Below are 24,519 nucleotides of genomic sequence, written 5' to 3'. Positions count from 1 at the left end.
CCACTAATAACCACCGCTGTTTTCCCAAAAATTTTAACAGGGCAATTATTTTATTTTTTTCTCCCTTACCCTACTTGCGTGAATTTTATCCCCTCCCCACGATTTGCGCCCAGGAGAATAACATGCAACAAGAAGCGTTAGGTATGGTAGAGACCAAAGGATTAACCGCGGCGATAGAAGCGGCGGATGCAATGGTCAAATCGGCCAACGTCGTACTGATTGGCTACGAAAAAATAGGCTCGGGCTTGGTGACGGTATTCGTGCGCGGCGATGTTGGTGCGGTAAAAGCCGCCACCGACGCCGGCTGCGCCTCAGCCCGCCAGATCGGCGATGTGATCGCCACGCACGTCATCCCCCGTCCTCACTCCGACGTTGAGAATTTGCTGCCAAAGGGGCTTAGAGAATGAGTACCGATAACCTTGTCGACACTATTATCGCCGAGGTGCTCGGGAAAGTGGGCGAACAAAAGGCCCCGACCGCGACGCCTCAACACAACAGATCCCAGGCGGACTCCATTATGTCAGAGAAAATGTGCTCGTTAACCGAATTTGTCGGCACCGCCGTCGGCGACTCTATCGGCCTGGTCATCGCCAACGTCGACAGCGCGCTGCTGGAAGCCATGCATCTGGAAAAAAAATACCGTTCCATCGGCATTCTGGGCGCCCGCACCGGCGCCGGCCCGCAAATCATGGCGGCGGACGAAGCCGTCAAGGCCACCAATACCGAAGTCGTGGCGATTGAACTGGCGCGCGACACCAAAGGCGGCGCCGGCCACGGTTCTTTGGTGTTGTTCGGCGGCCAGGATGTCTCCGACGTAAAGCGGGCGGTTGAAGTGGCGCTTAACGAATTGGATCGCACTTTCGGCGATATCTACAGCAATGACGCCGGCCATGTAGAACTGCAATACACCGCGCGCGCCAGCTATGCGCTGGAAAAAGCGTTTGGCGCGCCGTTGGGCAGGGCCTGCGGCGTGATTGTCGGCGCGCCCGCCGCCATCGGGGTGCTGATGGCTGATACCGCCATTAAAGCGGCAAATGTGGACGTCGTGGCCTATAGCTCCCCGGCCAAGGGCACCAGTTTCACCAATGAGGTGATTCTGATCGTTTCCGGCGACTCCGGCGCGGTTCGCCAGGCGGTCCGCTCGGCGCGTGAAATCGGCCTGGTGTTATTGGAAACCATGGGCGGCGAAGCGCCTTCGGCCACGACACCTTACATTTAACCAGTGTTGCTTTGATGCGGAGAACATAAAATGAGTCTTATATCACAGGGTTTTGGCGAACCGACCCGGCGGGTAGCGGCGCTGCGCGAACAGATCCTCGACACCACCCCCTGCATTGAAACCGACCGCGCCCGGCTGATTACTGAGTCCTATCGGGAAACGGAAGCGCTGCCGATGGTGATTCGCCGGGCAAAAGCGCTGGAAAAAATCCTGGCGGAACTGCCGGTGACCATCCGGGACGGCGAATTAATCGTCGGCAGCCTGACCGTCGCGCCGCATTCGGCGCAAATCTATCCCGAGTATTCCAATATCTGGATTAAAGATGAATTCGAACGCCTGAATTTACGCAAGGGCGACCGATTCACTATTTCTGAACAGGCAAAACAGGAATTAACCGCCCTATTCCCTTATTGGCAGGGCAAAACCACCAATGAACTGGCCACGTCCTATATGCTCGCGCAGACGCGGGAATGCATGGCGGAAAATATCTTCACGGTGGGAAATTACTATTTTAACGGCGTAGGCCATGTCGCCGTGGATTATGCCAAGGTATTGAACAAAGGCTATAAAGGCATCATCCAGGAAACCATCGCGGCGATGTCGGCCGCGGATAAAACCGATCCGGCCTACATTAAACAAGAGTCGTTTTATAAAGCGGTCATTATCGCCTGTAACGCCGCGATTCATTTCGCCCACCGTTATGCGGCCAAAGCCCGCGCCAGCGCCCAGGGCGCCGGTCCCGAACGGCAAAAAGAATTGCTTGATATTGCCCAGATTTGCGAACGGGTGCCGGAAAACGGCGCCGGGAACTTCCATGAAGCCTGCCAGTCGTTCTGGTTCGCCCATGCCATCATTCAGCTGGAATCCAACGGCCACTCCATCTCCCCGGCCCGCTTCGATCAGTATATGTTCCCGTTCCTTGAACAGGACAAATCACTGGGCGACGAACAGGCCCAGGAGTTGCTGGATTGCCTGTGGGTGAAATTCAACGACATCAACAAGGTACGCGACGAGGGTTCCACCAAGGGTTTCGGCGGTTATCCCATGTTCCAGAATCTGATTGTCGGCGGCCAGACCCGCGGCGGCCAGGACGCCACCAACCGGTTGTCGTTTATGGCGATGGCCGCCACTGCCCATGTACGGCTGCACGAGCCTTCGCTATCGGTGCGCATGTGGTCGAAATCACCGGATGATTTATTGCTCAAGGCCTGCGAAATCAGCCGGATGGGCATGGGCATCCCGGCTTATTATAACGATGAAGTGGTTATCCCGGCGCTGGTCAACCGCGGCCTGACGCTGGAGGATGCGCGCGACTACGGCATTATCGGCTGCGTTGAGCCGCAAAAACCGGGTAAAACCGAAGGCTGGCACGACGCCGCATTTTATAATATGAGCAAGGTGCTGGAAATTGCGCTAAACAACGGCCGCAGCGGCAACAAACAGCTGGGACCGCAAACGGGCGAGCTGACATCCTTTCATAGCATCGATGACATTATCGACGCCTATCGCAAACAAAATGAGTATTTTGTCTACCATCTGGCGGTAGCCGACAACAGCGTGGACCTGGCGCATGCGGAACGCGCGCCCCTGCCATTCCTCTCCAGCATGGTCGACGACTGTATCGGCCGCGGCAAGACCGTGCAGGAAGGCGGCGCGCACTATAATTTCACCGGACCGCAGGGTGTGGGCGTCGCCAACGTCGGCGACTCGCTGATGGCGATAAAGCGCCTGGTATTTGACGAAGGCAAACTGTCACTCGCTCATCTGAAAGCGGCGCTTGACGCCAACTTCGGCATTCCCGTCGGCGCGGCCGAGACCGCGCCGGCGCCTGCCGGCAGCGGCCTGGAAAAAGACGCCGCCTATAATCTGGTGCTGGAGGCGGTGAAGAAGGTGCTCGGCGAGAGCGGCGTGCAGGCGCTGTCCGCGCTCGGCGCCGATGCGCCCCGCGCGGCCAAACCCGCTGACGGCGGTATGGCCGCGCTGCGACAAATGCTGATCAACGGCGCGCCGAAATTCGGCAACGACATCGATGAAGTGGATATGCTGGCGCGCGTCGGGGCCGAAATTTATTGCCGCGAAGTGGAAAAATACACTAACCCGCGCGGGGGGATCTTCCATGCGGGGCTGTACCCGGTTTCGGCCAATGTGGCGCTCGGTGAAAATGTCGGCGCGACGGCGGACGGCCGCCTGGCGGGACAACCTTTGCCCGACGGCGTTTCGCCCAGCCGCGGCATGGACACCGCGGGCCCCACCGCCGCGGCCAATTCGGTGGCCAAACTGGACCATTTCCTGGCCTCCAACGGCACGTTGTTTAACCAGAAATTCCATCCGGCGGCGCTGAAGGGCGATGAGGGCTTACATCACCTGGCGGCGCTATTACGCGGCTATTTCGATCAAAAAGGCATGCATGTCCAGTTCAACGTCGTTGACCGGGCCACGTTACTGGCCGCCCAGAAGGAACCGGAAAAATACCGCGATTTAGTGGTGCGGGTTGCGGGTTATAGCGCCCAGTTTGTTTCACTGGATAAAGGCGTCCAGGATGACATTATCATGCGTACCGAACATGTCTTTTAAATATTAAGGCCGGCAGAAGGGTATTTTTCCGCGACGGCAAACAACACCGATAGTTCGATATCGGCGGGGATTGCTGTCGCGGTCAAATCCCCAACGACCGCTGAAATAGCGACACCAGTTGCATGACGTAATATTTTTCTAAAGGTGATTACATGGCGGCGATTGATTATGAAAAAACGGGCACCGTATTTAATATTCAAAAATTCTCCTTACATGACGGCCCGGGAATTCGAACCATTGTATTTTTAAAAGGATGTTATCTGGCATGTAAATGGTGCAGTAATCCAGAATCCCAAAGGCCTGAGCCGGAGGTCTTCTATTATGAGAAAAACTGTATTCATTGCGCAAGCTGCGTAGCCGCGTGCCCCGTCCATGCCATCGATCCGCACCGCCCCGGCCTTATCGACCGCACTATATGCACGGATTGCGGCGCCTGCGCCAGCGTTTGTCCGGCGGCGGCGATGGTGCTGTCAGGCAAAAAAATGACGGTGGCGGCCGTTATTGATGAACTGCGCAAAGATGAAATCCACTACCGGCGTTCGGGCGGCGGCATCACGCTTTCCGGCGGCGAGGCGCTGGCGCAGCCGGAGTTTACCGCCGAACTGCTCGCCGCCTGCCAAGCCCGGGGCTGGCATACCGCGATGGAATCCACGGGCATCGCGCCGTTAGCGGTGCTGGAGCGGGTCATACCCTTGGTGGATTTGCTGCTGCTCGATATAAAATCATTTTATAGCGCCCGGCATGAGGAATTTACCGGCCATCCCAACGAAGTGATTTTACGCAATGCATTGGTTATTTCTGGTTTAGCGAAGAATATAGCGATTCGGGTGCCGGTGATTCCACATTTTAATGACGACGAGCAGAGTATCCGGGCCATTGCGACTTTTGTGACTTATCTAAAAAATGTCTCGCGATTACATTTATTGCCCTATCACAGTTATGGTCAGAATAAATATACGTTATTAGGCCGAAAATACGACATGATCGATATTAAAGCGCCTGACGATAACCAACTCCTGCGGCTAAAGGGCGTGGTTGAATCCTTGGGAATAGAATGTGTTGTCGGCGGATAGCGATCAAAACGTAGTCATTATGTTAAACATCTTATTCAGGACTCAATTATGAGCATATTCTCGCCTTCATTAAAATGTCAGTGTTTTGCTGAATTTCTCGGTACCGGATTATTTTTATTTCTCGGTATCAGTTGCCTGGCGGCAAGCCGGCTGGCCGGGGCCAGTTTCGGCCTGTGGGAAATTTGCATTGTCTGGGGGTTAAGCGTTTCGCTCGGGGTTTACCTGACCGCGGGAATTTCCGGCGGCCATCTTAATCCGGCGGTCAGCATCGCTTTGTGGCTATTCGGCAATTTTGACCGTAAAAAAGTTCTGCCCTATATCGTTGCCCAGACGCTGGGCGCCTTTGGCGGCGCGATGGTGGCCTACCTGCTTTATTATAATTTGTTTATCGATTTCGAATTGGCCCATCACATTCAGCGCGGCAGTATGGAAAGTCTGGCGCAGGCCGGCATATTCAGTACGTATCCCCATGCCTCCATCAATCTGGTGCAGGCGTTTGCCAGCGAAACGATCGGTACGCTGACGCTGATGTGCCTGATCATGGCGCTGACCGACGACGGCAACGGCGTGCCGCGTGGCCCCCTGGCGCCGTTACTTATCGGCGTGTCGGTCGCCATTATAGGCGTAGCCATCGGCGCATTGACCGGCTTCGCGCTCAATCCGGCGCGTGATTTCGGCCCCCGGCTATTTAGTTTCCTGGCTGGCTGGGGCGACGTCTCGCTCACCGGGGGACGCGACATACCCTATTTCATTATCCCCATTATCGCCCCGATTGTCGGCGCCTGCATCGGCGCGGCGCTTTACCGCGGCCTGATCGGCAAACTGCGGCCCGGCAAAGCGCGGGATGAACATAGCGATTCCTTGCCCCGGCGCCAGAACGTTTAGCCCGCCAAGGGAACCGTACCGGGAGTTAACCTAACGCAGTGAATTCAGGAGAAGTAAATAAATGAACAATGCACTTGGCATGGTTGAAACCCACGGACTGATCGGCGCGATTGTCGGCGCGGATGCCATGGTGAAATCGGCGAACGTTCAATTGGCGGGTTACGAAAAAATCGGTTCCGGCCTGGTTACGGTAATGGTGCGCGGCGACGTCGGGGCGGTTAAGGCCGCGGTGGAAGCCGGCGCGGCGGCGGCGGCCAATGTCGGCGAAGTAAAATCCACGCATGTTATTCCGCGCCCGCATATGGACGTGGAAGTGCTGCTACCCGCGTTATCGGCGCCGATCGCCGCTGAGTAAGCCATGTTATCCAGGATGAGGGCGAACCAAATGCAACATTCTCTGGGCTTAATCGAAGTGTCGGGGCTGGCGCTGGCCATCACCGTCGCCGACGTGATGGCGAAAGCCGCATCGATCGGGTTGGTGGGGGTGGAGCGGACCGAAGGACTCGGCTGGTTGCTGGTAAAAATCAACGGCGATGTCGCCGCGGTAGGCGCGGCGCTGGCGGCCGGCGAGGAAACCGCCCGGCGTAGCCGGGGGTTTATTGCCAGCACCATCATCGCGCGCCCCGCCGACGGGACCCGGGCGCTGGCCATGGCGTATCGCCGGCGCGCCGCGGCGGTACGGCCGCCGGCCGCAACCCCGGAGATAGCCGAACCGGCGGCGCCTGTGCCGGCGATATCCCCGGAGATAGCCGAACCGGTGGCGCCTGTGCCGGCGATATCCCCGGAGATAGCCGAACCGGTGGTCTCCCGGCCGGAGGCAGGCAGGGAATTCGCCGGGCCGGCCGCACCCCCGCCGGCGACTTCGCCGCGGGCCGCCGAACCGGCGTCATCGCTGCCGGCCATATTCCAACAGGCGGCCGAATCGCCTTTTGCCGGCGTGGAAACCACGATGGCTGAAGACACATTACCCCTGGCCGGTACGGCGCGGACGCTGGGGACAGTAGCCGCCGAACCCGCTGTCGCGGTAGCGGACCGGCCCGCGGCGGCCAAACCGACGTGCAATCTCTGCGGCGATCCTTCATGTGCCAGAAGCAAGGGTGAACCCCGCAACCGATGTATTCATCACCAAAAAGAGTTATTGAGGTAAAACGAATGGATAACGATCAGATTACGTTGCTGGCCGGCCGCGTTATAGCACAAATGCGGCAGCGGTTTATTCCCGTGGGAATATCCAATCGGCACGTGCATTTATCTGCGCGGGATTATCAACGCCTGTTTGCGCAGCAACCGCTTGCGGTTAAAAAAAACCTGCTGCAACCGGGCCAGTTTGCCGCCGAACAGACCCTCACGCTAAAAGGACCCAAGGGCCGGCTAACCGGGGTGCGGATATTGGGGCCGTTGCGCGAACAATCGCAAATCGAGATCTCCCGCACCGATGCCCGGCTGCTTGGCATCACGGCGCCGCTGCGGTTATCGGGAAACTTGCAGGGCACCGCCGGCATAACCCTAATCGGCGATAGCGGCGAAATCACCCTGGATACGGGGGTCATTATCGCCCGGCGGCATATCCATATGTCGCCGCTGGATGCCGCGATATTCGGCGTAAGCCAGGGCGAGAACGTCAAAGTCGAAATTAGCGGCACCGGCAGAAAGCTGATCTTCGATGACGTTGCCATCCGCGTGGCCGACGGTATGCGCCTGGAAATGCATATCGATACCGACGAAGCCAACGCGGCGGATATCGGCGAGGGTAAATCCACGGCACGACTTATCCTCGCGCAGCCGTAACCGAGGTGAACCGATGCTCGACTCCATCGTGGCCAGGGTGATCGCCATACTGCAACAGCGGGAAAAGAACACCCGGCTGGTCAATATGACCGAATTGGCCGCCGGTTTATCCAAGACCGTTTATTTGCACCACGCACAGTTATATTTGCAATTACCCGATTTGGGTTTTGTCCATAGCCTGGTGGCTTATGACGCCCGTAATCCGGCCGTGGCGACCATTTTGGAAGCTTGGGCATTCGGCGTGCGTTTACGTCTGATGATCCACCGCCAGTTATTGGCCGCCCTGCCGTTACGCGAATTATTCCGCTTACCGGTATCGATCGTCGATCAATGGGAGACGCCGGTAAATATAGCGGCACGGGGAAGTATCAGCTACGCCAACGTCATTTTATTACACGACTGCTGGCTATTAATTGAAAGAGGGACATTTATCACCCCTCTGGCGCGGGATGTTCTGGGACAACGGAATATCAAACTTATATGGCGGGAATAAAACGATGCAAGTGGCAAAAGTGATCGGTTCGGTGGTGTCGACGCAAAAATCCGCATCCCTGCTCGGCAAGAAGCTCATGGTCATCGCCTGGGTCAATACCGATGGCAGCGGACCCGCGCTACGCGAAACGCCGGCGGAGATCGCCGTGGATTCGGTAGGCGCGGGCGTCGGTGAATTGGTGCTGGTAGCACGCGGTTCGGCGGCCAGAAAGATGTTTCCCGAGCCGAACCAGGCCATCGATCTGGCGATAGTCGGCATCATCGACACTATCGATCGCTTTTGACCGCGGCCACCCCCGCAGGGAGAAACAACATGCCGGACCATGATATTGCGGCTTTAATCCAAGAACATCGCGTATTACTTGACTATGCCGTCAGCGAGGCAATCGCCCAATATCGGGCATCGGCCGGCGGCGGCAGCGCCGTTGACGACGACAATACCAATACACCACGGGCTATTAACAGGTCTGAATCAGAGGTTAACAATGAACAGCACTGAGTTGGAAAACATGATCCGCACTATTCTTGCCGATAGTCTGCATAGCAAGAGCGACGCCCAAGAACCGCAGAACGCCATCTTCGGCCAGGTTGGCGATGCGATCCTGGCGGCCCAGGGCGCCTATACGCGCTACGCCGCCGAGACGCTGAAACTGCGCGCTAAAATCATCGCGGCCCTGCGGGAAGAACTCTCCCCGCTAATCGGCGAGATGTCCGAACGCGCCGCCGAAGAAACCGGCATGGGCAATGCGCCGGATAAAATCAATAAGAACCGGGCGGCGCTGGATAATACCCCGGGCATAGAAGACTTAACCACCAGCGCCCTGACCGGCGACGGCGGCATGGTCTTGTTCGAGCTGTCGCCGTTTGGCGTGATCGGCGCCATCGCCCCCAGCACCAACCCCACCGAAACCATTATCAATAACACCATCAGCATGCTGGCGGCCGGCAATGCCGTCTATTTCAGCCCGCATCCCGGCGCCAAGCGCGTATCGCTCTGGCTAATCGAAAAAATCGAGGGGATCGTTTATCGCGCCAGCGGCATTCACAACCTGGTGGTCACGGTGGCCGAGCCCACGTTCGATGCCACGCGCGAAATGATGGCCCATCCGCGCATTGCGCTGCTGGCGGTGACCGGCGGCCCGGCCATTGTGGGCATGGCGATGACAACCGGCAAAAAAGTCATCGGGGCCGGCCCGGGCAATCCGCCGGTGCTGGTCGACGAAACCGCCTGCCCGATCAAAGCGGCCAAGGATATCGTCGACGGCGCGTCCTTTGACCACAACGTTCTGTGTATCGCGGAAAAAAGCGTTATCGTGGTCGATAGCATCGCCGACCGGCTCATTGAAAATATGCAAAAAAATGGCGCGCTGCTGATCTCTTCCCCCGCCGATGTGGCCAAATTGCGGCAGGCGGCGATCACCGATAAAGGCGAGGCCAATAAAAAATTGGTCGGCAAAAGCCCGGCGGTGATTTTACAGGCGGCGGGTCTGAGCGCGCCGGCGACGCCGCGACTGATTATCGTGGAGGTGGGCGAGGACGATCCGCTGGTATTGGTGGAACAGCTCATGCCCCTATTGCCCATCGTGCGGGTCAAGGATTTTGAAACCGGCCTGGCGCTGGCGCTGCTGGTGGAAAATAATCTGCACCACACCGCTATCATGCATTCACAAAACGTCAGCCGGTTAAACCGCGCGGCCAAATTGATGCAAACCTCGATTTTTGTCAAAAACGGCCCTTCATACGCCGGATTGGGCATCGACGCCGAAGGCTTCACCACGTTTACCATTGCCACGCCCACCGGCGAGGGCACCACTGCCGCGCATACCTTCGCCCGTAGCCGCCGGTGCGTACTGACCAACGGGTTTTCCATTCGCTAGGGGAAAAAGAGGCAAAGTATGGCAATATTTACGGTAAAAACCCGTATACACAGCGGCGCCGACAGTTTGTCCTGGTTACGGACGCTCCATGGCAAGCGTATCTGGATTGTATGCGACGGCTTTCTGGCCGGCAGCGAAAACCTGAAGATGATCATGGGTGAAATCGCCCCGGATAATACCACGGCGCTATTTACCGATATTATCCCCGACCCGCCCATCGCCACGGTGATCGCCGGTATCACCGCCATGGAAAAGATTCAGCCGCAGGTGGTGATCGGATTTGGCGGGGGCTCGGCGCTGGATTCCGCCAAAGCGATTATTTTCTTTGGCCGCAAGCAGGGAATGACGATTGAAACCTTTATCGCCATTCCCACCACCAGCGGTACGGGGTCCGAGGTGACCAGCGCCTGCGTGATCGGCGATCCATCGACCCATGTGAAATATCCGTTATTTGATGACAGCCTCTATCCGGATATTGCCCTGCTTGAGCCCAGATTGGTCATGAGCGTACCGCCGGCGGTAACGGCCAATACCGGCCTGGACGTGCTGACCCACGCGCTGGAAGCCTATGTCGCCACCGGCGCCACCGATTTTACCGATGCCTTGGCCGAGAAGGCGGTGCGGCTGGTATTGCGTTTTTTGCCGCAGGCGTACCGGGACGGCCGGCAGTCCGAAGCGCGGGAAAAAATGCATAACGCCTCCACGCTGGCGGGAATGGCATTCAGCCAGGCGGGATTGGGCTTGAACCATGCCATCGCCCACCAGTTGGGCGGGCAATTGCATATTCCGCACGGTTTGGCCAACGCCCTGCTGCTTTGCCATGTGATCCGCTATAACAGCCGGGATAAAATCGCCCGCGCCAAATATGCGCGGTTAAGCAAACTCTGCGGCCTGGCCAACTTTCAGTCGATGGATGAATATTGCGTGGCGAAGCTGATTAATCATTTAAGTAATTTAATGCAGCAGTTGAACATGGCCGGCACATTAACCGCCCTGAATATTGACCGCGACCGGATTTTGTCGGTGACGGAGGCCATGGCGGCGGCGGCGCTGCGCGACGCGACATTGGCAAGCAATCCGCTGCCGGCCGGGGACGCGGAGATAAAAGGGATCATTTGCTCAATCATATAGCGCAGCGCCGATGTATTCCAATGAGCGGCTAATAAGCCAGGTATAACGGAAAAAATGGCCGCGCCGGCAGGCTAAATGTATGAATAACAGCTTTTTAACACACATGGCTAAATGTGGATATTGGTAAGCGTCAGTTTATTTCACCAAGATTATGGCCGCAATTTATTATTGTGGATCAATTTTACGCGAATGAAGATCAGATTAACTAAAGGAATAATTATTATACATCAATTTTATCTGGGGCGTTCTCAATGGCCGCCGCCTTTTATGTTATAAACGCCTTGTCAATCGGAAATTCCGCGGCAAAGTGTGATTTTTATCCTATTACCGAAATTATATTGGATAGTATAATGTTAATGGAGTGACTCTTGCTATTAAATAATGAACAAGGGCTATCTTCCGGATTGGCATAAATTGGATAATTCGTAAGATATGTTAATGAATAACCTGAGCAACAGAGGTTAAAATATGCGACCATCCAAAGACATTATTGATAAGATCTCGTATGATTTTGCCTACGCCACCGGGTTGGGTTCTGTTGTGGTTGATATTAACGGCAAGGAGATCTCGCCCTGGTATAACTTTACGCCTTTCTGCCAGCACGTCAGAAAAACCGCCGAGTTTTATCCCTACTGCCAGCAATGCGATCGCAACGGCGGTCTGGAGAGCTCCAAGATAAAGCAAGTCAACTGCTACCGCTGCCATGCCGGATTGGTGGATTTTTCCATACCTATCGTCATCAATGACAGCATGGTGGGTTTTTTGGCCTGCGGTCAGGCCCGCGTGGCGGATGATTCCCCGGTTCCCAACATTCTCAGGGAAAATAACGACGTGCGGAAAAAGTCACGGCTGGCCGATCTTTATCATGAAGTTCCCGTCATGAATCTGATGAAAGTGCAGGCCGCCGCGCAGTTATTGAATGTTATTGTCGAGAATTATCTTTGCAAGCAATACGATGTGCGCATAATAAAAAGCAAAGAAACGGATGACGACAGCGAAATTTATGTAGGTACGCCGGATATTCATCGCGCTAAAATAGAAAAAATAGTCAACTATATTAATAAGAATTTTTCCGACAATCTTAGTCTTGAGCAAATGGCCACGATGGCTAATTTGAGTCAATTTTATTTTTCGCGCTTATTCAAACGTTTGCTTGGCGTAGGATTCAATTCTTATTTAAATAATAAAAGAATGGAAGAAGCACGTTATTTGCTCGAAAGAACGGAATGGAGCATAGAAAAAATCGCCAGGAATGTCGGTTTTTGCGATAGTCCCTATTTCGCCCGCTCATTTAAAAAAAGCTATGGCCTGTCGCCGAAAGTATTCCGGCAAACCACCGCCAATCAAATTGAGCCGAAACCCTTTTATATCCCCCAGATCTCCGTGTGACGCCACCTCCCCCCGCGCGCCGGCCATGCAATCGCCGGCGCGCGCAATAGCCGGTTATTCGCCCCGGCCGACGGCGGCGGCTTGCTCCAGCACCGCGTGAAGCAGCACATTGGCCCCGGCCGCCACGTGTTCCGGCGACGCATACTCGATTTCGTTATGGCTGATGCCGTCTTTGCAGGGAATAAAAATCATGCCGGTGGGGACCAGCCCGGCCATATACACCGCGTCATGGCCGGCGCCCGAGACGATATCGCGCTGTGAATAGCCCAGCGCCCGGGCGGCGCGGCGCACCGCGTCGATACAGGCGGGATGGAACGGCGCCGCCGGATAGTGGGACACCTGGGTAAGATCGATGGTCAGGCCGCTTTCATCCATCAACCGCTGGATAAAACTTTTCAGCGCGCTATCCATCCCGTCGAGCAAGTCATCGGTGATATTGCGAAAATCAATGGAAAACTTAACGCTGCCCGGCACCACGTTACGGCTATTGGGATGCACCTGCACCATGCCGACGGTACCGCGTCCATCGGGGGCGAAACGCTCGGCGATGGTCGTCACCTGCTGCATGATATGGGTCGCCACTTGCAAAGCATCTTTGCGCAGCGCCATGGGCGTCGGGCCGGCATGGGATTCCATACCGGTGACCACGCAGTCATACCAGCGAATGCCCAGCGCCGCCCGCACCACGCCGATGGTGATATTTTCATCTTCCAATACCGGCCCCTGCTCGATATGCGCTTCGAAATAGGCCCCGATGGGATGATCGCCGGGCTGCTGCGGGCCGGCGTAGCCGATGTTTTCCAGTTCGTCTTTAACGTTTTTTCCCGCTACATCCAGCGCGGCATACGCGAAATCGAGGGGAAAAATGCCGGCGAACACGCCGGACCCCATCATCACCGGCACAAAACGCGATCCCTCTTCGTTGGTCCAGAACACCATTTCCACCGGCGCTGCGGTTTCGATCCGGTGGTCGTTAAGCGTCCTGATGACTTCCAGCGCCGCCAGCACGCCGAAATTGCCGTCAAATTTGCCGCCGGTGGGCTGGGTGTCGATATGGCTGCCGGCGACAATCGGCGCCAGGGCATTATTGCGCCCGGCGCGGCGCATAAAGACATTGCCGATTTTATCCACCGCGACCTGCAGGCCGGCGTCTTTGCCCCAACCCACAACCCGATCGCGTCCCTGGCGATCCAGATCGGTCAAGGTCAGGCGGCAAACGCCGCCCTTGGGGGTAGCGCCAATCTGCGCCAGATCCATCAGGGATTGCCAGAGACGCTCGCCGTTGATGCGCAGGGCCGAGATATCGCTGGCCCCGCCGGTGGCGGATAAAACATCGTTATTCATTATCAGTATCCTTGCTCCGATCAAAAGGGGAAATATCCATGAAGAGACCATGCCAGATCCATGCCAAGATCGCTGTCTGTTTCACCCTGAAAAACGCGCGGCCAGGAGAACGCCGGCAGACGCGATGGTGCAACGCCGCGCGGGGATCGCCTTAAATCAGGGCAGTTCAACCCCGCCCCAGGCGGGTTATAACCGAAATTTCGCAGGGAAAGGAAATGCGGGGGAAAATAGGGTTAGATGACCACCGGCCATAACCTGGTAATTTATGGCCGTTCGCACTGTGCTATTTATTACGCCTATATTACGCTCTTATTACACCGGACCGGCTATATGGCGATTGCACTTTAATTTAACCGGCTATATCGGTTTGGGTCGGATCGTTGACCTCGACAAACTGCGCTATGGTCATTAATCGCAGAAAGTGCCTTAATAATAGGTCCGCATCGGATTGGAATATCTCGGCCGATGCCGCGGCCGCGGAACAAATCGCTTTTTGGATATTACTGGACAAATAGGCGTCGCCCCGATTATCCAGCGTTAATACCATGGCGGCTAGCATCAGCGCTTGCGCATCGACCTGGGCGACGAGTTCTTTTGTTTTGGCATCAACTTTGGCAAGTTTTAACAGAAGTTCTATGACTAAGTTTTTCATGAGTTTTCCAATGAAAAAACGCCTGTAGCCAAGCTAACACAGAATATTTAAAAGAACATATGGCATTAATCTTAATATCGCCATAGCCGGCATGACGTCACATCCGCAATCCGCGCCCGCTGACATTTTAATCGGCCCGCATAATTCGCTCATGGTTGCGGTTTAACGGCGTCACGGGAGCGGGCAGCCGCCGTTTATTTCCGGCAGCCGTTGACGGCAGACGCCGAGCATTAATTGCCGAAGCCAGCGATGGGCCGGATCGACCTCTGAACGCGGATGCCACATCTGCGATACGGTAATGCCTTGGGTGGTTACCGGCAGTGCAAAAACATAAAAAGCGCCAATGGCCCCATTGCCATTAGCCACCGGCTGATTGACCAGGAAAGAGCGGGGCACCAGCGCCACGAGATCCGACGCCTGCGCCACGGCCAGCGCGGCGGGAAAGCTCGGCACCACGGCGGCGATCTTCCGTTCCAAGCCTAATTCAGCCAACGCGTCGTCTACCGGCCCGCTTAGCCGTCCGCGGCGGGACGCGATCACATGCCCGCAGGAGGCATATAGCCTGGCGGTAATTTCAGGTTCCAGCGCAAGCGGATGGTCCTTTCTGACTATACCGACGAACCGGTCCCGGAACAGCGTCTGTAACCGTATTTCCGGCCCCATATCCCCCAAGACGCCGATCTCCAGATCCGCCATGCCTTCGCGCAAGGGTTTCGAGTTCTTCTCCGGCTTTGGCGCAAACCGCAGGCGGACTAAAGGCGCCGCCGCCGCCGCCGCCGCGATCAGCGCAGCGCCGAACGCCTCCACAAAACCATCGTTGGCGCGAATGGTAAAGGTGCGCTCAAGCGTTGATAAATCCAGTACCGCCGAAGAAGGGGTAAGTACGGCGCGAGCCTCGAATACCGCATTTTGCGCGCGTTCGCGGATCGCTTGGGCATGAGGCGTCAACACCATATGGCGCCCTGCCCTGACCAGCAGAGGGTCGCCGGTGGCCGCGCGCAGGCGGCCGAGCGTTCGGCTCATCGCCGAGGCGCTTAATCCAAGGCGGCGCGCGGCGCCGGCCACGCTTTCCTCGGTAAGCAGCACATCGAGCGCGATCAGTAAATTGAGGTCTGGTTCAGTCATATCCCATTGTATCCCGGCCTGGAAAAGGTGGGAAGGCGTTAGGTGCAGGTTATAAGTGCAAATGCTGCGTCTTCCGCCTTATGTCCCCCATGGCTATAGTTCCGGCATTACAGTGCCGGCAATAACCGCCCGAGACGGCATCGATCCGGACGACATCTTCTTCCGGCAGTTCAAACTCAGAGGAAATGATTAATGCACACGCCTTCCACGCCGAGTCGTCCCGTGGTGAACCACGGTATGGCATTATTCTCCGACCAGCCGGGCGACGAGGGACTGCCCGGCCGTGCACGCCGTTTAGCCATGACCGCCGTGATGACCACCACGACGATGGCCGTATTCGACGGTTCCATGGTAAATATCGCTTTGCCGCAGATAGCGCGGGCGCTGGACGTTTCCGCAGGCGCCGCCGTCTGGGTTGCCAACGGCTATCTTTTGTCGGCAGCCATGACGCTGGCGATATTTGCGGCGCTCGCCGCCCGGATCGGGTTTCGGGCGCTATTTACCCTCGGCCTCGCCGTGTTCGTTCTGGCGTCGCTGGGCTGCGCGTTGTCAACGTCGCTCGGGATGCTGATTGTCATGCGCCTACTACAGGGCATTGGCGGCGCGGCGACCCTGAGCATTGCCCCGGCCATTCTCCGATCGGTTTTCCCCAACCGCTTGCTGGGGCGGATACTGGGGCTGAATGCCTTGCTGATTGCCGCATGCACCGCCATTGCCCCCATTTTTGGCGGTACGCTGTTGTCGGCCATGAGCTGGCGCTGGCTATTTGCCATCAATATTCCGTTGGGCATCATCGCGGTGATGCTTACCCTGCGTGTCATTTCCGGTCAACGGGCGGCGGCGCGCGAACCGTTCGATTTCGCGGGAGCCATTTTGTCCGCCGCCATGCTGGGAGCGCTTATTATGGCGGCGGACACCTTTTCCCGGCCCGGCGCGGGGAAACTGTCACCGGCTATGCTGGCTACGGCCGTGGCTTACGGGCTGACCGCCGTCATCGCGGGCCTGGCGTTCATCCGGCGGCAGCGGCGCGCGCCGAAGCCGCTTCTTCCGCTCGGCATGTTCGCTTGCGCGCGGTTTTCACTTGCCGCGTTAACCTCTTTGGCGTCTTTTGTCAGCCAGGGTATTACTTTCGTCGCATTGCCGTTCCTGTTCCAGAGCGTTTATGGTTACAGCGCGTTTATGTCGGCGCTGCTTTTTACGCCCTGGCCGATAGGCATTGTCCTGGCCGCCCCCCGCGCCGGACGGCTCGCCGACCGCTATTCGCCGGCGATAATTTCCACCGTCGGGTTATGCCTGTTCGCGGTCGGGCTCGCGCTGCTGGCGCAACTGCCCCCTCGCGCGCAGGAGTGGGATATCGGCGTGCGCGGTTTATTGTGCGGCATCGGGTTTGGTTGTTTCCAGAGCCCCAATAATCGCGAAATATTGTCCAATGCTTCACGAGAGAACAGCGGCTACGCGTCGGGCGTGCTGGCGATAATGCGCACTTTCGGCCAGTGCCTGGGCGCGGCGTTGGTCGGGGCCATCCTGTCGGCCTATGGGTTGTCCGACGGCGACCCCCTGAAGAGCGCGGCGCAGGAGGCGCAGGCCGTTCGATTAAGTCTTTGGGCGGCGACGGCCGCCACGATAGTGGCCATCGCCGTCAGCTGTAGCCGCTTACGCCAGGCGACCAGCGCGCGGAATACGCGGCGGTGATTTTTTATAAATTTTAATCGCCGCCGGCGCCGTGGAAACATCCTACCCCACCGACGCGGAGGCCGCGGTGCCATGCGCCAGGCTTTCCGCCTCGGCCAGCGGAGTGCAGATGCCCGCCGCGCAGCGGCGCACGTCGGGGGCAAGGCGATTGGCCCCACGGTAGCGAAATGTATATGCATCAGTCTCCCGGTGTTTATCTCTTACTGATATCACTTGGCCCGGGTAAAACGGCGGCCGGCATTAATAATAATTGGCTGATATGCTGATATTTCAGCGGTTTTTGCAAATTCTTTTCGCCAAAGTCCCGGCGGTTAACGTATATTAACCCTTAGGAAACGTCGGGTCCGGCCTCCGTTTTTGGCCTCGGCGCTGGTTGGCGTCAACCCCAGATAATTTTTGCAAAGAGGCCGGCATACCATGGGTAAAAGGTTGCGCTTTTTCAGCGGCGTCGTGCTGTTGGCCTGCTGTGCCGGCATGCTGATCGGCCTGTTGCTCGGCCAGCTGTATATCGCCAAAACGGGCCGGCAACAATTGCGCCATTATACCCATGCCCTTCTGGTCCGGGGCATGGCGGTGGCCGAAGAACAGCGTTATATTCTGGAGGCGGTACGGTCCCCCGGCACGCCGCTTTGTTCCGATGCGGATCTTAACCAGTTGCGCTTCTTGCTGGTCAGGGCGGCGTATATCGCCGATATCGGCCGGGTCCTGAACGGTAAATCCATATGTTCCGCGGCGCGGGGCGCCATCGATGTTTCCAGCCGATTACCCCCGCCCGATACGCGGATTACCGCCAATCGCATCATGCAGGGGCAAACGCTGGTGGTGACCGATCCCCTGGCCTTCAGCTATTTTTACAAGTCGTCCCAGGGATACAGCGGCCTGCTGGCCGCGCGCAATTTGCAATCCATTTACCAATCCTTCGGTTATAGCGACGTTATTCGCGCGAACCCCGGTCGGCGGGAGCATCCCTGGTGGGCTACGGCGCATTTTGAATACGAATGCGATGACCGGTCCGATATCTGCGCCTATTCACAATTACAAGTGCCTAGTATTTTTCAGGCCCCACCGGCTATTCTGGCCGGCCTGCTCTTTATCAGTATGGCGATCGGCGGGTCCGCCTGCGCGGCGCTATTGCTGGCCATCGAAAAATACCGCAGCCTGAACCGCCAGCTGTTCAAAGCGGTCAAAAGAAAGCAAATCGAGGTGCGTTACCAGCCGTTGATGTGCCTGCGGCGCGGCAAATTCACCGCCGTGGAAGCCCTGGCGCGCTGGAAAAACCATCGGGGCGAATATGTCTCTCCGGAAATCTTCATCAAGATGGCCGAAGATATGGGAATTATCGGCCTGATTACCCGGCAGATTACCCGCCAGGCATTACGGGATATGTATTGTTTTATGCAGGCGGACAGCGAGTTTTATGTCAGCATCAATGTCTCGGTATCGGATTTGCTGTCCGCGGCTTATCATGACTTTCTCGATAACGAAATACGAAAATTAAACCTGGACCCGCGACAGGTGATGCTGGAAATAACCGAACGATCCACCAGCGAGCACGGCGGGTTGGCCAAAGCGATCGGCACGCTGCGGAACAAAGGATTCAAAATCGCCCTTGATGACTTTGGCACCGGCTATTCCAATCTGGATTATCTTTCCAGTCTCACCGTCGACGCCATTAAAATTGATAAAATATTCACCAATGCCATTGGTACGGACTCGATAAATGCCAAAATGGTGGATTTGCTGTTTGATTTAATCCAATTCCTGCAGCTCGCCATTATCGTAGAAGGCATTGAGACCGCCGGTCAGGCGGAGTACGTCGCCGCCCACTGCCCGGACGCCATCGGGCAAGGATGGTATTATTCATACCCCCTGCGCGTTGATGAACTGGCGGAAAAAATGCCGCATATCCGGCCGGCCTGCCGCATGTAAGCCCTTGTCCGGGCGGCGCCTTTATTGTTCCTCGCCCTGAAAGTCGGGCAACGCCGGCGGGGGCGCCAGCGGCAGCGTGATGTAAAAGCAGGCGCCCCCCTGCGGGCGGTTCGCCGCGCGAATACGCCCCTGGTGCATTTCGATAATGGCTTTGCAGATTGCCAGCCCCAGCCCCACGCCCGGTACCGCGGATTCCTTGGAGCCGCGGGTGAATTTTTCAAAAATGCCCTGTTCCTGCCCGGGGGGAATGCCGGGGCCGTTGTCCCAGACCTCGATCTCCAGCCGGTCCTGGCGCGGCGCGGCCCGGATGCCCAGTTGGGCGTGTTCGCCGGCATACTTCAGGGCGTTTTCCAGCAAATTGGTGAACACGCGCTCCAGCAGCGGGCCGTCAGCCTTGATTAACCGCAGGGGTTCGGCCAGTTCAAGCCGCACCTGGCGGCCGTCGAGCAGCGGCGCCATCAGTTTTATCGCGCTGCCGATCGCCTCTTCCAGCGTGATCCACTCCGCGCGCAGGTTAAAACCGCCCGACTGGATGCGGGCCATATCCAGCATATTATTTACCAGGCGGATGGTGCTGAGGGTTTGCTGGCGTATCCGGCTGGCCTGCGGGGCATATTTCGATCCTTCCGCCGCCAGATCCAGCGTCAAGATTTCCGCCAGGCCGAATAATACCGTCAGCGGCGTACGCAAATCGTGGGACAGGGCCGCCAGCAGCGAATTACGCAGCTCTTCGCGCTCGGCGGACAGCCTGGCCCGCTCTTCGCGCCGGGTCAGTTCCATGCGCTCCAGGGCGCTGGCCAGCAGCACCGTAAACGTCTCCACCATGCGCTGCTGTTCGGGGATCATCAACTGGCGCAGATTGGCCGGCTCGATGACCAGCAGCCCCAGGGTGCCGCCGGAGGTTTTCAGCGGCAGGATCTGCCAGGGCACCCCCGGCAGCGTATCGGTGCCGGCCCCCGCCGGCAGCCCGCGATCAAAGCTCCAGCGGGCGATGGCGCGATCGGGAGCGGAGGTCAGGTGCGGCCCACCCGCCGCCGCCAGTTCGCCGTCCGGCTGCGGCAACAGCAGTTCGCTGCGCGCCTGCAGGGTCACATCGATAATCCGCTGGCAGGTTTCGGCGATGTCATCCATGCCCCGCGCGCTGCTGAGCGCCCGCGACATTTCGTACAAATGCCTGGCCCGCTGCTCCCGATAGCGCGCCACCCGCGCCTGATAACGCACCCCCGCGGTCAGGTTACCGATAATCACCCCCACCGCCAGCATCACGCCGAAGGTGAGCAGGTACTGTACGTCCGATACCGCCATGGTGCCGGTGGGGGAAATAAAAACCATATCGAACACGGCGACATTGAGCAACGTCGCCAGCACCGACGGCCAGCGCCCATATTTCAGGGCCACCATGGCCACGCCCAGCAAATAGATCATCACCAGATTGACGGCATCCACCCCCGGCAGCAACCATTTGCCGCCCAGGGTGATCAGCCCGCACAATATGATTGCCGCCGCGCAGCCGCGCAGCTGCACGCGCCATTTATCGCTGGCCGGGCGATGATCCGGCAGCGGGCCGGGGGCGGCATCCACGCGGTCGTCGAGGGCCACGATAATCAAATCCAGATCCAGCCCGCGGCGTCCCAGCCGCTCGGCAAAGCCGTCGCGCCGCCACAGGCGCGCCGGCCGCCGGCCGATGACGATTTTGCCCAGATTATGCTCGCGCGCATAGCGCAATACCGCGTCCACTTCACTGGGATCGGACAAGGTGGCGGTTTGCGCGCCCAAATCCTGCGCCAGGCGCAGGGTGCGCAGGATAGTGCGGCGGCGGTTTTCCGCCAGGCGGTGCAGGGCCGGGGTTTCCACGTAAACCGCGTGCCAGACGCTGCCAAGCTTGGCGGCCAGCCGGGCGGCGGTACGCACCAGCTTTTCGCTGCCGGTATTATTGCCGATGCACAGCAAGATGGCGTCGCGGGTGTGCCAGACTTTTTCCCGCCCCTGCACGTCGCGCCAGGCGCGCATCTGGTCGTCCACCCGATCGGCGGTGCGCCGCAGCGCCAGCTCGCGCAGGGCATATAAATTGCCCTTGCGGAAGAAATTTTCGATCGCCCGCTCGGCGCGATCGCCGATATACACTTTGCCCTCTTTGAGCCGCTGGCGTAAATCGTCGGGGGGCAGGTCCACCAGCACCACTTCGTCGGCGGAATCAAAAAACGGATCGGGCACGGTTTCCCGCACCCTGATCCCGGTTACGCCGCTCACCACGTCATTGAGGCTCTCCAGATGCTGAACATTAATCGTGGTAATGACATCGATGCCGCTGTTAAGCAACTCTTCCACATCCTGCCAGCGTTTGGGATGGCGGGAGCCGCGCGCATTGGTGTGCGCCAGTTCATCCATCAGGATCACCGCCGGCCGGCGGGCCAGGGCGGCGTCCAAATCAAACTCCTGGTGCTTATGCCGGCCGGTGGGGCGGCGCGGCAGCAGCGCCAGCCCCTCCAATTGCGCCGCGGTCTCGGCCCGGCCGTGGGTCTCCACCACGCCCACCAGCACATCCAGGCCCTGGGCGCGCAGCCGGCGGGCTTCCTGCAACATCGCCCAGGTCTTGCCCACCCCGGCGCAGGCGCCGAAATAAATCTTCAGCTTACCGCGGGCGGCATTACCGGCCCGGATTAACAACGCATCGGGATCGGGGCGATGCTGCTCTTCGTTCATGCCGGCTCCTTAAGGTTGCTGGATATTATCCAGCGCCGCGTTCAGCTTCAGGACATTCACCGTCGGTTCGCCGAGGATAGCCAGCCGCGGCCGGGCCGTATTTTCCGCGATCAGGCGACGTACCAGTTCGGGGGGCAGATGACGGGCCGCCGAGATGCGCGGCTCCTGCCAGCGGGCGGCGGCGGGGGAAATATCCGGGTCCAGCCCGCTGGCGGAGGCGGTGGCCAAATCCACCGGCACCGGCCCGATGGCCTGGGGATTGGCGGCTTTGAGCGCGGCGACCCGCTGTTTTACCGCCTGATCCAGGGCCGGGTTGCTGGCCGCCAGGTTGCTGCCCGATGACGCCAGGGCGTTATAGGGACTATCGCCGGTGGCCGACGGGCGGCCCTGGAAATAGTCCGCCCGGGTAAAAGCCTGGCCAACCAGCGCCGACCCCCGGGGTTCGCCGCCGATATAAAGCAGCGACCCTTCCGCCTGGGCGGGGAACCACCAGCGGGCGAGCTGGGTGGTTAATAAAGGATAAACCACGCCGGTAAGCAAGGTCAGCAAAATCAGCAAGAACACGGCAGGACGTAATTGACTCATGACAACCCCTCTTAGGCCAGACCCGCGACGGTCAATAGCATATCAATCAATTTGATACCGGCGAACGGGACCAATAATCCCCCCGCGCCGTATATCCATAAGTTGCGGCGCAGCAGCGCGGCGGCGCTCATCGGCCGATAGCTCACGCCTTTAAGCGCCAGCGGGATCAGGCAGACGATGACCAGGGCATTAAAGATGACCGCGGACAAAATCGCCGAATTCGGCGAGTGCAAATGCATGACGTTAAGCCGGTTCAGCTGCGGGTAGGTCACGGCAAACGCCGCGGGAATAATCGCAAAGTATTTGGCCACGTCGTTGGCGATACTGAAGGTGGTCAGCGAACCGCGGGTCATCAGCATCTGTTTGCCGATATGCACCACTTCCAGCAATTTAGTGGGGTTGGAATCCAAATCCACCATATTGCCGGCTTCTTTCGCCGCCTGGGTGCCCGAGTTCATGGCCACCGCCACGTCCGCCTGCGCCAGGGCCGGGGCATCGTTGGTGCCGTCGCCGGTCATCGCCACCAGGCGTCCTTCGGCCTGGTACTGCCGTATCAGCGCCAGCTTGGCTTCCGGCGTGGCTTCGGACAGAAAGTCATCCACCCCGGCCTCGGCGGCGATGGCCGCGGCGGTCAGCGGGTTATCCCCGGTAATCATTACCGTTTTGATGCCCATCCGGCGCAGTTCGGCAAAGCGCTCTTTAATCCCGCCCTTGACGATATCCTTGAGCGCCACGACGCCCATGACCCGCGCGTCTTCCGCCACCACCAGCGGCGTGCCGCCGGCGCGCGCCACGTCTTCCACCAGGCTGTTCACCTCCGGCGGGAAGCTGCCGCCGTTGGATTCGATATGGCGGCGTATGGAATCGACCGCCCCTTTGCGGATCAAGCGCTCGCCGACGTTCACGCCGCTCATGCGGGTTTGCGCCGAGAACGGAATAAAGGTCGCATCGAGGCTTTGCAGATCGCGCTCGCGCAAATTGAATTTTTGCTTGGCCAGCACCACGATGCTGCGGCCTTCGGGGGTTTCATCCGCCAGCGAAGCCAACTGGGCGGCCCCCGCCAGCTGTTCCTCGCTCACGCCCCGGGCCGGCATAAACCGCGTGGCCTGGCGATTGCCCAGCGTAATGGTGCCGGTTTTATCCAGCAACAGCACGTCGATATCGCCGGCGGCTTCGACGGCGCGTCCGCTGGTGGCAATGACATTGGCCCCCAGCATGCGGCTCATGCCCGCCATGCCGATGGCCGACAGCAGGCCGCCGATCGTGGTGGGGATCAGGCAGACCACCAGCGCCACCAGCACCGTAATGCTCACCGGTTCGCCGCCCCAGGCGGAAAACGGCCACAGGGTGGCGGTGGCCAGCAGCAGCACAATCGACAGCGCCACCAGTAAAATGGTCAGGGCGATTTCGTTGGGGGTTTTACGCCGTTTGGCGCCTTCCACCATGGCAATCATGCGATCGAGAAAGGTTTCGCCCGGGTTGACGCTGCACTGGATCACCAGCCAGTCCGACAAAATGCGTGTCCCGCCGGTCACGGAAGCGAAGTCCCCCCCCGCTTCGCGGATCACCGGGGCGGATTCGCCGGTGATGGCGCTTTCATCCACCGATGCGCCCCCGGCCAGCACTTCGCCGTCGCAGGGGATAATATCCCCCGCCTGCGCCAGGACCACGTCGCCTTTGCGCAGGGAATCCGCGGCCACTTTTTGCTGGGGGGCATCATGGCGCGGTTCGGCGAGCTTTTTCGCCCAGCTGCTTTTTCGCACCCCTTTGAGGCTTTCCGCCTGGGCCTTGCTGCGCCCTTCCGCCAGCGCTTCGGCAAAATTGGCGAACAAGACGGTAAACCACAGCCACAGGGAAATGGCCGCCGAGAAACCGGCGTCGCCGGCGGTCAGGCGCGCGGCCATGGCCATTGACAGCAAGGTGGTGACCATGCTGCCGATATACACCACAAACATGACCGGATTGCGAAACTGCACCCGGGGGTCCAACTTCTTAAAGGCATCGGCGAGAGCGACGCGCATCATTGCCGCGTCGAACAGCACCTTTTGATTACGACTCATG

23 protein-coding genes are annotated in these 24,519 nt (G+C 58.5%); 16 read left to right on the top strand and 7 right to left on the bottom strand.

Features of this window, described 5'->3' with window-relative positions; all coding sequences use genetic code 11:
• The first annotated feature begins 122 nt into the window (after positions 1–122).
• Genes pduA (ACL2XP_RS07935) through ACL2XP_RS07925 form a run of 3 tightly spaced genes read left to right on the top strand, consistent with a single transcriptional unit; the run spans position 123 to position 3,793 of the window.
• Positions 123–407, top strand: coding sequence for a propanediol utilization microcompartment protein PduA (pduA, locus tag ACL2XP_RS07935; RefSeq protein ID WP_413738141.1), 285 nt, complete (start codon positions 123–125; stop codon positions 405–407).
• Entirely contained in the window at positions 404–1,219 is an 816-nt protein-coding gene (gene pduB, locus ACL2XP_RS07930) for a propanediol utilization microcompartment protein PduB (RefSeq protein WP_413738139.1), read from the top strand. The genes pduA (ACL2XP_RS07935) and pduB overlap by 4 nt, the downstream gene beginning before the upstream one ends.
• Positions 1,220–1,249: 30 nt before the next feature.
• Positions 1,250–3,793 carry a glycyl radical protein gene (locus ACL2XP_RS07925; protein WP_413738138.1) on the top strand — a complete coding sequence of 848 codons (2,544 nt, stop codon included), beginning with the start codon at positions 1,250–1,252 and terminating at the stop codon, positions 3,791–3,793.
• Here ACL2XP_RS07925 and ACL2XP_RS07920 read toward each other — a convergent pair.
• Positions 3,790–3,993, bottom strand: coding sequence for a hypothetical protein (locus ACL2XP_RS07920; protein ID WP_413739314.1), 204 nt, complete (start codon positions 3,991–3,993; stop codon positions 3,790–3,792). The genes ACL2XP_RS07925 and ACL2XP_RS07920 overlap by 4 nt on opposite strands.
• Here ACL2XP_RS07920 and ACL2XP_RS07915 point away from each other — a divergent pair.
• The 11 genes from ACL2XP_RS07915 (at position 3,946) to ACL2XP_RS07865 (ending at position 12,428) form a co-directional block, all read left to right on the top strand.
• On the top strand, positions 3,946–4,866 hold the full coding sequence (locus ACL2XP_RS07915; protein WP_413738137.1) for a glycyl-radical enzyme activating protein: 921 nt from the start codon (positions 3,946–3,948) through the stop codon (positions 4,864–4,866). The genes ACL2XP_RS07920 and ACL2XP_RS07915 overlap by 48 nt on opposite strands.
• 48 nt (positions 4,867–4,914) lie before the next feature.
• Complete coding sequence (locus tag ACL2XP_RS07910) at positions 4,915–5,751, top strand: MIP/aquaporin family protein (protein WP_413738136.1); 837 nt, start codon at positions 4,915–4,917, stop codon at positions 5,749–5,751.
• Between the two features lie 61 nt (positions 5,752–5,812).
• Positions 5,813–6,106, top strand: coding sequence for a propanediol utilization microcompartment protein PduA (gene pduA, locus ACL2XP_RS07905; RefSeq protein WP_413738135.1), 294 nt, complete (start codon positions 5,813–5,815; stop codon positions 6,104–6,106).
• 30 nt (positions 6,107–6,136) lie between these two features.
• The gene (locus tag ACL2XP_RS07900) at positions 6,137–6,898 is read left to right on the top strand and encodes a BMC domain-containing protein (protein ID WP_413738134.1); all 762 of its coding nucleotides are present in this window, start codon (positions 6,137–6,139) and stop codon (positions 6,896–6,898) included.
• 5 nt (positions 6,899–6,903) lie between these two features.
• Positions 6,904–7,539, top strand: coding sequence for a phosphate propanoyltransferase (locus tag ACL2XP_RS07895; RefSeq protein ID WP_413738133.1), 636 nt, complete (start codon positions 6,904–6,906; stop codon positions 7,537–7,539).
• Positions 7,540–7,552: 13 nt separating this feature from the next.
• Positions 7,553–8,032: a microcompartment protein PduM gene (pduM, locus tag ACL2XP_RS07890; RefSeq protein ID WP_413738132.1), complete on the top strand. Its 480-nt coding sequence runs from the start codon at positions 7,553–7,555 to the stop codon at positions 8,030–8,032.
• A 4-nt stretch (positions 8,033–8,036) separates the two neighbouring features.
• A complete protein-coding gene (locus ACL2XP_RS07885; protein ID WP_413738131.1) occupies positions 8,037–8,315 on the top strand; it encodes a EutN/CcmL family microcompartment protein in 279 nt (92 codons plus the stop codon).
• Between the two features lie 29 nt (positions 8,316–8,344).
• Positions 8,345–8,530 (top strand): hypothetical protein, encoded by a 186-nt coding sequence (locus tag ACL2XP_RS07880; protein ID WP_413738130.1) that lies wholly within the window; start codon positions 8,345–8,347, stop codon positions 8,528–8,530.
• Positions 8,517–9,908: an aldehyde dehydrogenase family protein gene (locus ACL2XP_RS07875; protein ID WP_413738129.1), complete on the top strand. Its 1,392-nt coding sequence runs from the start codon at positions 8,517–8,519 to the stop codon at positions 9,906–9,908. The genes ACL2XP_RS07880 and ACL2XP_RS07875 overlap by 14 nt, the downstream gene beginning before the upstream one ends.
• Positions 9,909–9,926: 18 nt before the next feature.
• Positions 9,927–11,039: a 1-propanol dehydrogenase PduQ gene (locus ACL2XP_RS07870; RefSeq protein WP_413738128.1), complete on the top strand. Its 1,113-nt coding sequence runs from the start codon at positions 9,927–9,929 to the stop codon at positions 11,037–11,039.
• A gap of 468 nt (positions 11,040–11,507) precedes the next feature.
• On the top strand, positions 11,508–12,428 hold the full coding sequence (locus tag ACL2XP_RS07865; RefSeq protein ID WP_413738127.1) for a PocR ligand-binding domain-containing protein: 921 nt from the start codon (positions 11,508–11,510) through the stop codon (positions 12,426–12,428).
• Positions 12,429–12,482: 54 nt separating this feature from the next.
• Here ACL2XP_RS07865 and ACL2XP_RS07860 read toward each other — a convergent pair whose 3' ends face one another.
• From ACL2XP_RS07860 to ACL2XP_RS07850, 3 genes are all read right to left on the bottom strand, one after another.
• Positions 12,483–13,772, bottom strand: coding sequence for a Zn-dependent hydrolase (locus ACL2XP_RS07860; RefSeq protein ID WP_413738126.1), 1,290 nt, complete (start codon positions 13,770–13,772; stop codon positions 12,483–12,485).
• A 349-nt stretch (positions 13,773–14,121) separates the two neighbouring features.
• Positions 14,122–14,424 carry an anti-adapter protein IraP gene (gene iraP, locus ACL2XP_RS07855; protein ID WP_413738125.1) on the bottom strand — a complete coding sequence of 101 codons (303 nt, stop codon included), beginning with the start codon at positions 14,422–14,424 and terminating at the stop codon, positions 14,122–14,124.
• Positions 14,425–14,595: 171 nt separating this feature from the next.
• Positions 14,596–15,549 carry a LysR family transcriptional regulator gene (locus tag ACL2XP_RS07850; protein ID WP_413738124.1) on the bottom strand — a complete coding sequence of 318 codons (954 nt, stop codon included), beginning with the start codon at positions 15,547–15,549 and terminating at the stop codon, positions 14,596–14,598.
• Positions 15,550–15,786: 237 nt separating this feature from the next.
• Here ACL2XP_RS07850 and ACL2XP_RS07845 point away from each other — a divergent pair, with 237 nt between their 5' ends.
• Together ACL2XP_RS07845 and ACL2XP_RS07840 are read left to right on the top strand one after the other, a co-directional pair.
• Positions 15,787–17,241, top strand: a complete 1,455-nt coding sequence (locus tag ACL2XP_RS07845; RefSeq protein WP_413739113.1) for an MFS transporter — start codon at positions 15,787–15,789, stop codon at positions 17,239–17,241.
• A 417-nt stretch (positions 17,242–17,658) separates the two neighbouring features.
• Positions 17,659–19,170: an EAL domain-containing protein gene (locus ACL2XP_RS07840; RefSeq protein ID WP_413738123.1), complete on the top strand. Its 1,512-nt coding sequence runs from the start codon at positions 17,659–17,661 to the stop codon at positions 19,168–19,170.
• A gap of 21 nt (positions 19,171–19,191) precedes the next feature.
• Here ACL2XP_RS07840 and kdpD read toward each other — a convergent pair whose 3' ends face one another.
• From kdpD to kdpB, 3 genes are read right to left on the bottom strand one after another with little or no spacing between them, the layout of a single operon-like run.
• Positions 19,192–21,873 (bottom strand): two-component system sensor histidine kinase KdpD, encoded by a 2,682-nt coding sequence (gene kdpD / locus ACL2XP_RS07835; RefSeq protein WP_413738121.1) that lies wholly within the window; start codon positions 21,871–21,873, stop codon positions 19,192–19,194.
• A gap of 9 nt (positions 21,874–21,882) precedes the next feature.
• A complete protein-coding gene (kdpC, locus tag ACL2XP_RS07830) occupies positions 21,883–22,458 on the bottom strand; it encodes a potassium-transporting ATPase subunit KdpC (protein WP_413738119.1) in 576 nt (191 codons plus the stop codon).
• 11 nt (positions 22,459–22,469) lie between these two features.
• On the bottom strand, positions 22,470–24,518 hold the full coding sequence (gene kdpB / locus ACL2XP_RS07825; protein ID WP_413738118.1) for a potassium-transporting ATPase subunit KdpB: 2,049 nt from the start codon (positions 24,516–24,518) through the stop codon (positions 22,470–22,472).
• Position 24,519: the final 1 nt, after the last annotated feature.

Origin of the sequence: Sodalis sp. RH21 (assembly GCF_047324175.1) — a bacterium.
In the GTDB taxonomy this organism is placed as follows: Bacteria; Pseudomonadota; Gammaproteobacteria; order Enterobacterales; family Enterobacteriaceae; genus Acerihabitans.
Note: the sequence above shows the minus strand (reverse complement) of the source record. Positions and strands in the feature narration are given on the sequence as shown.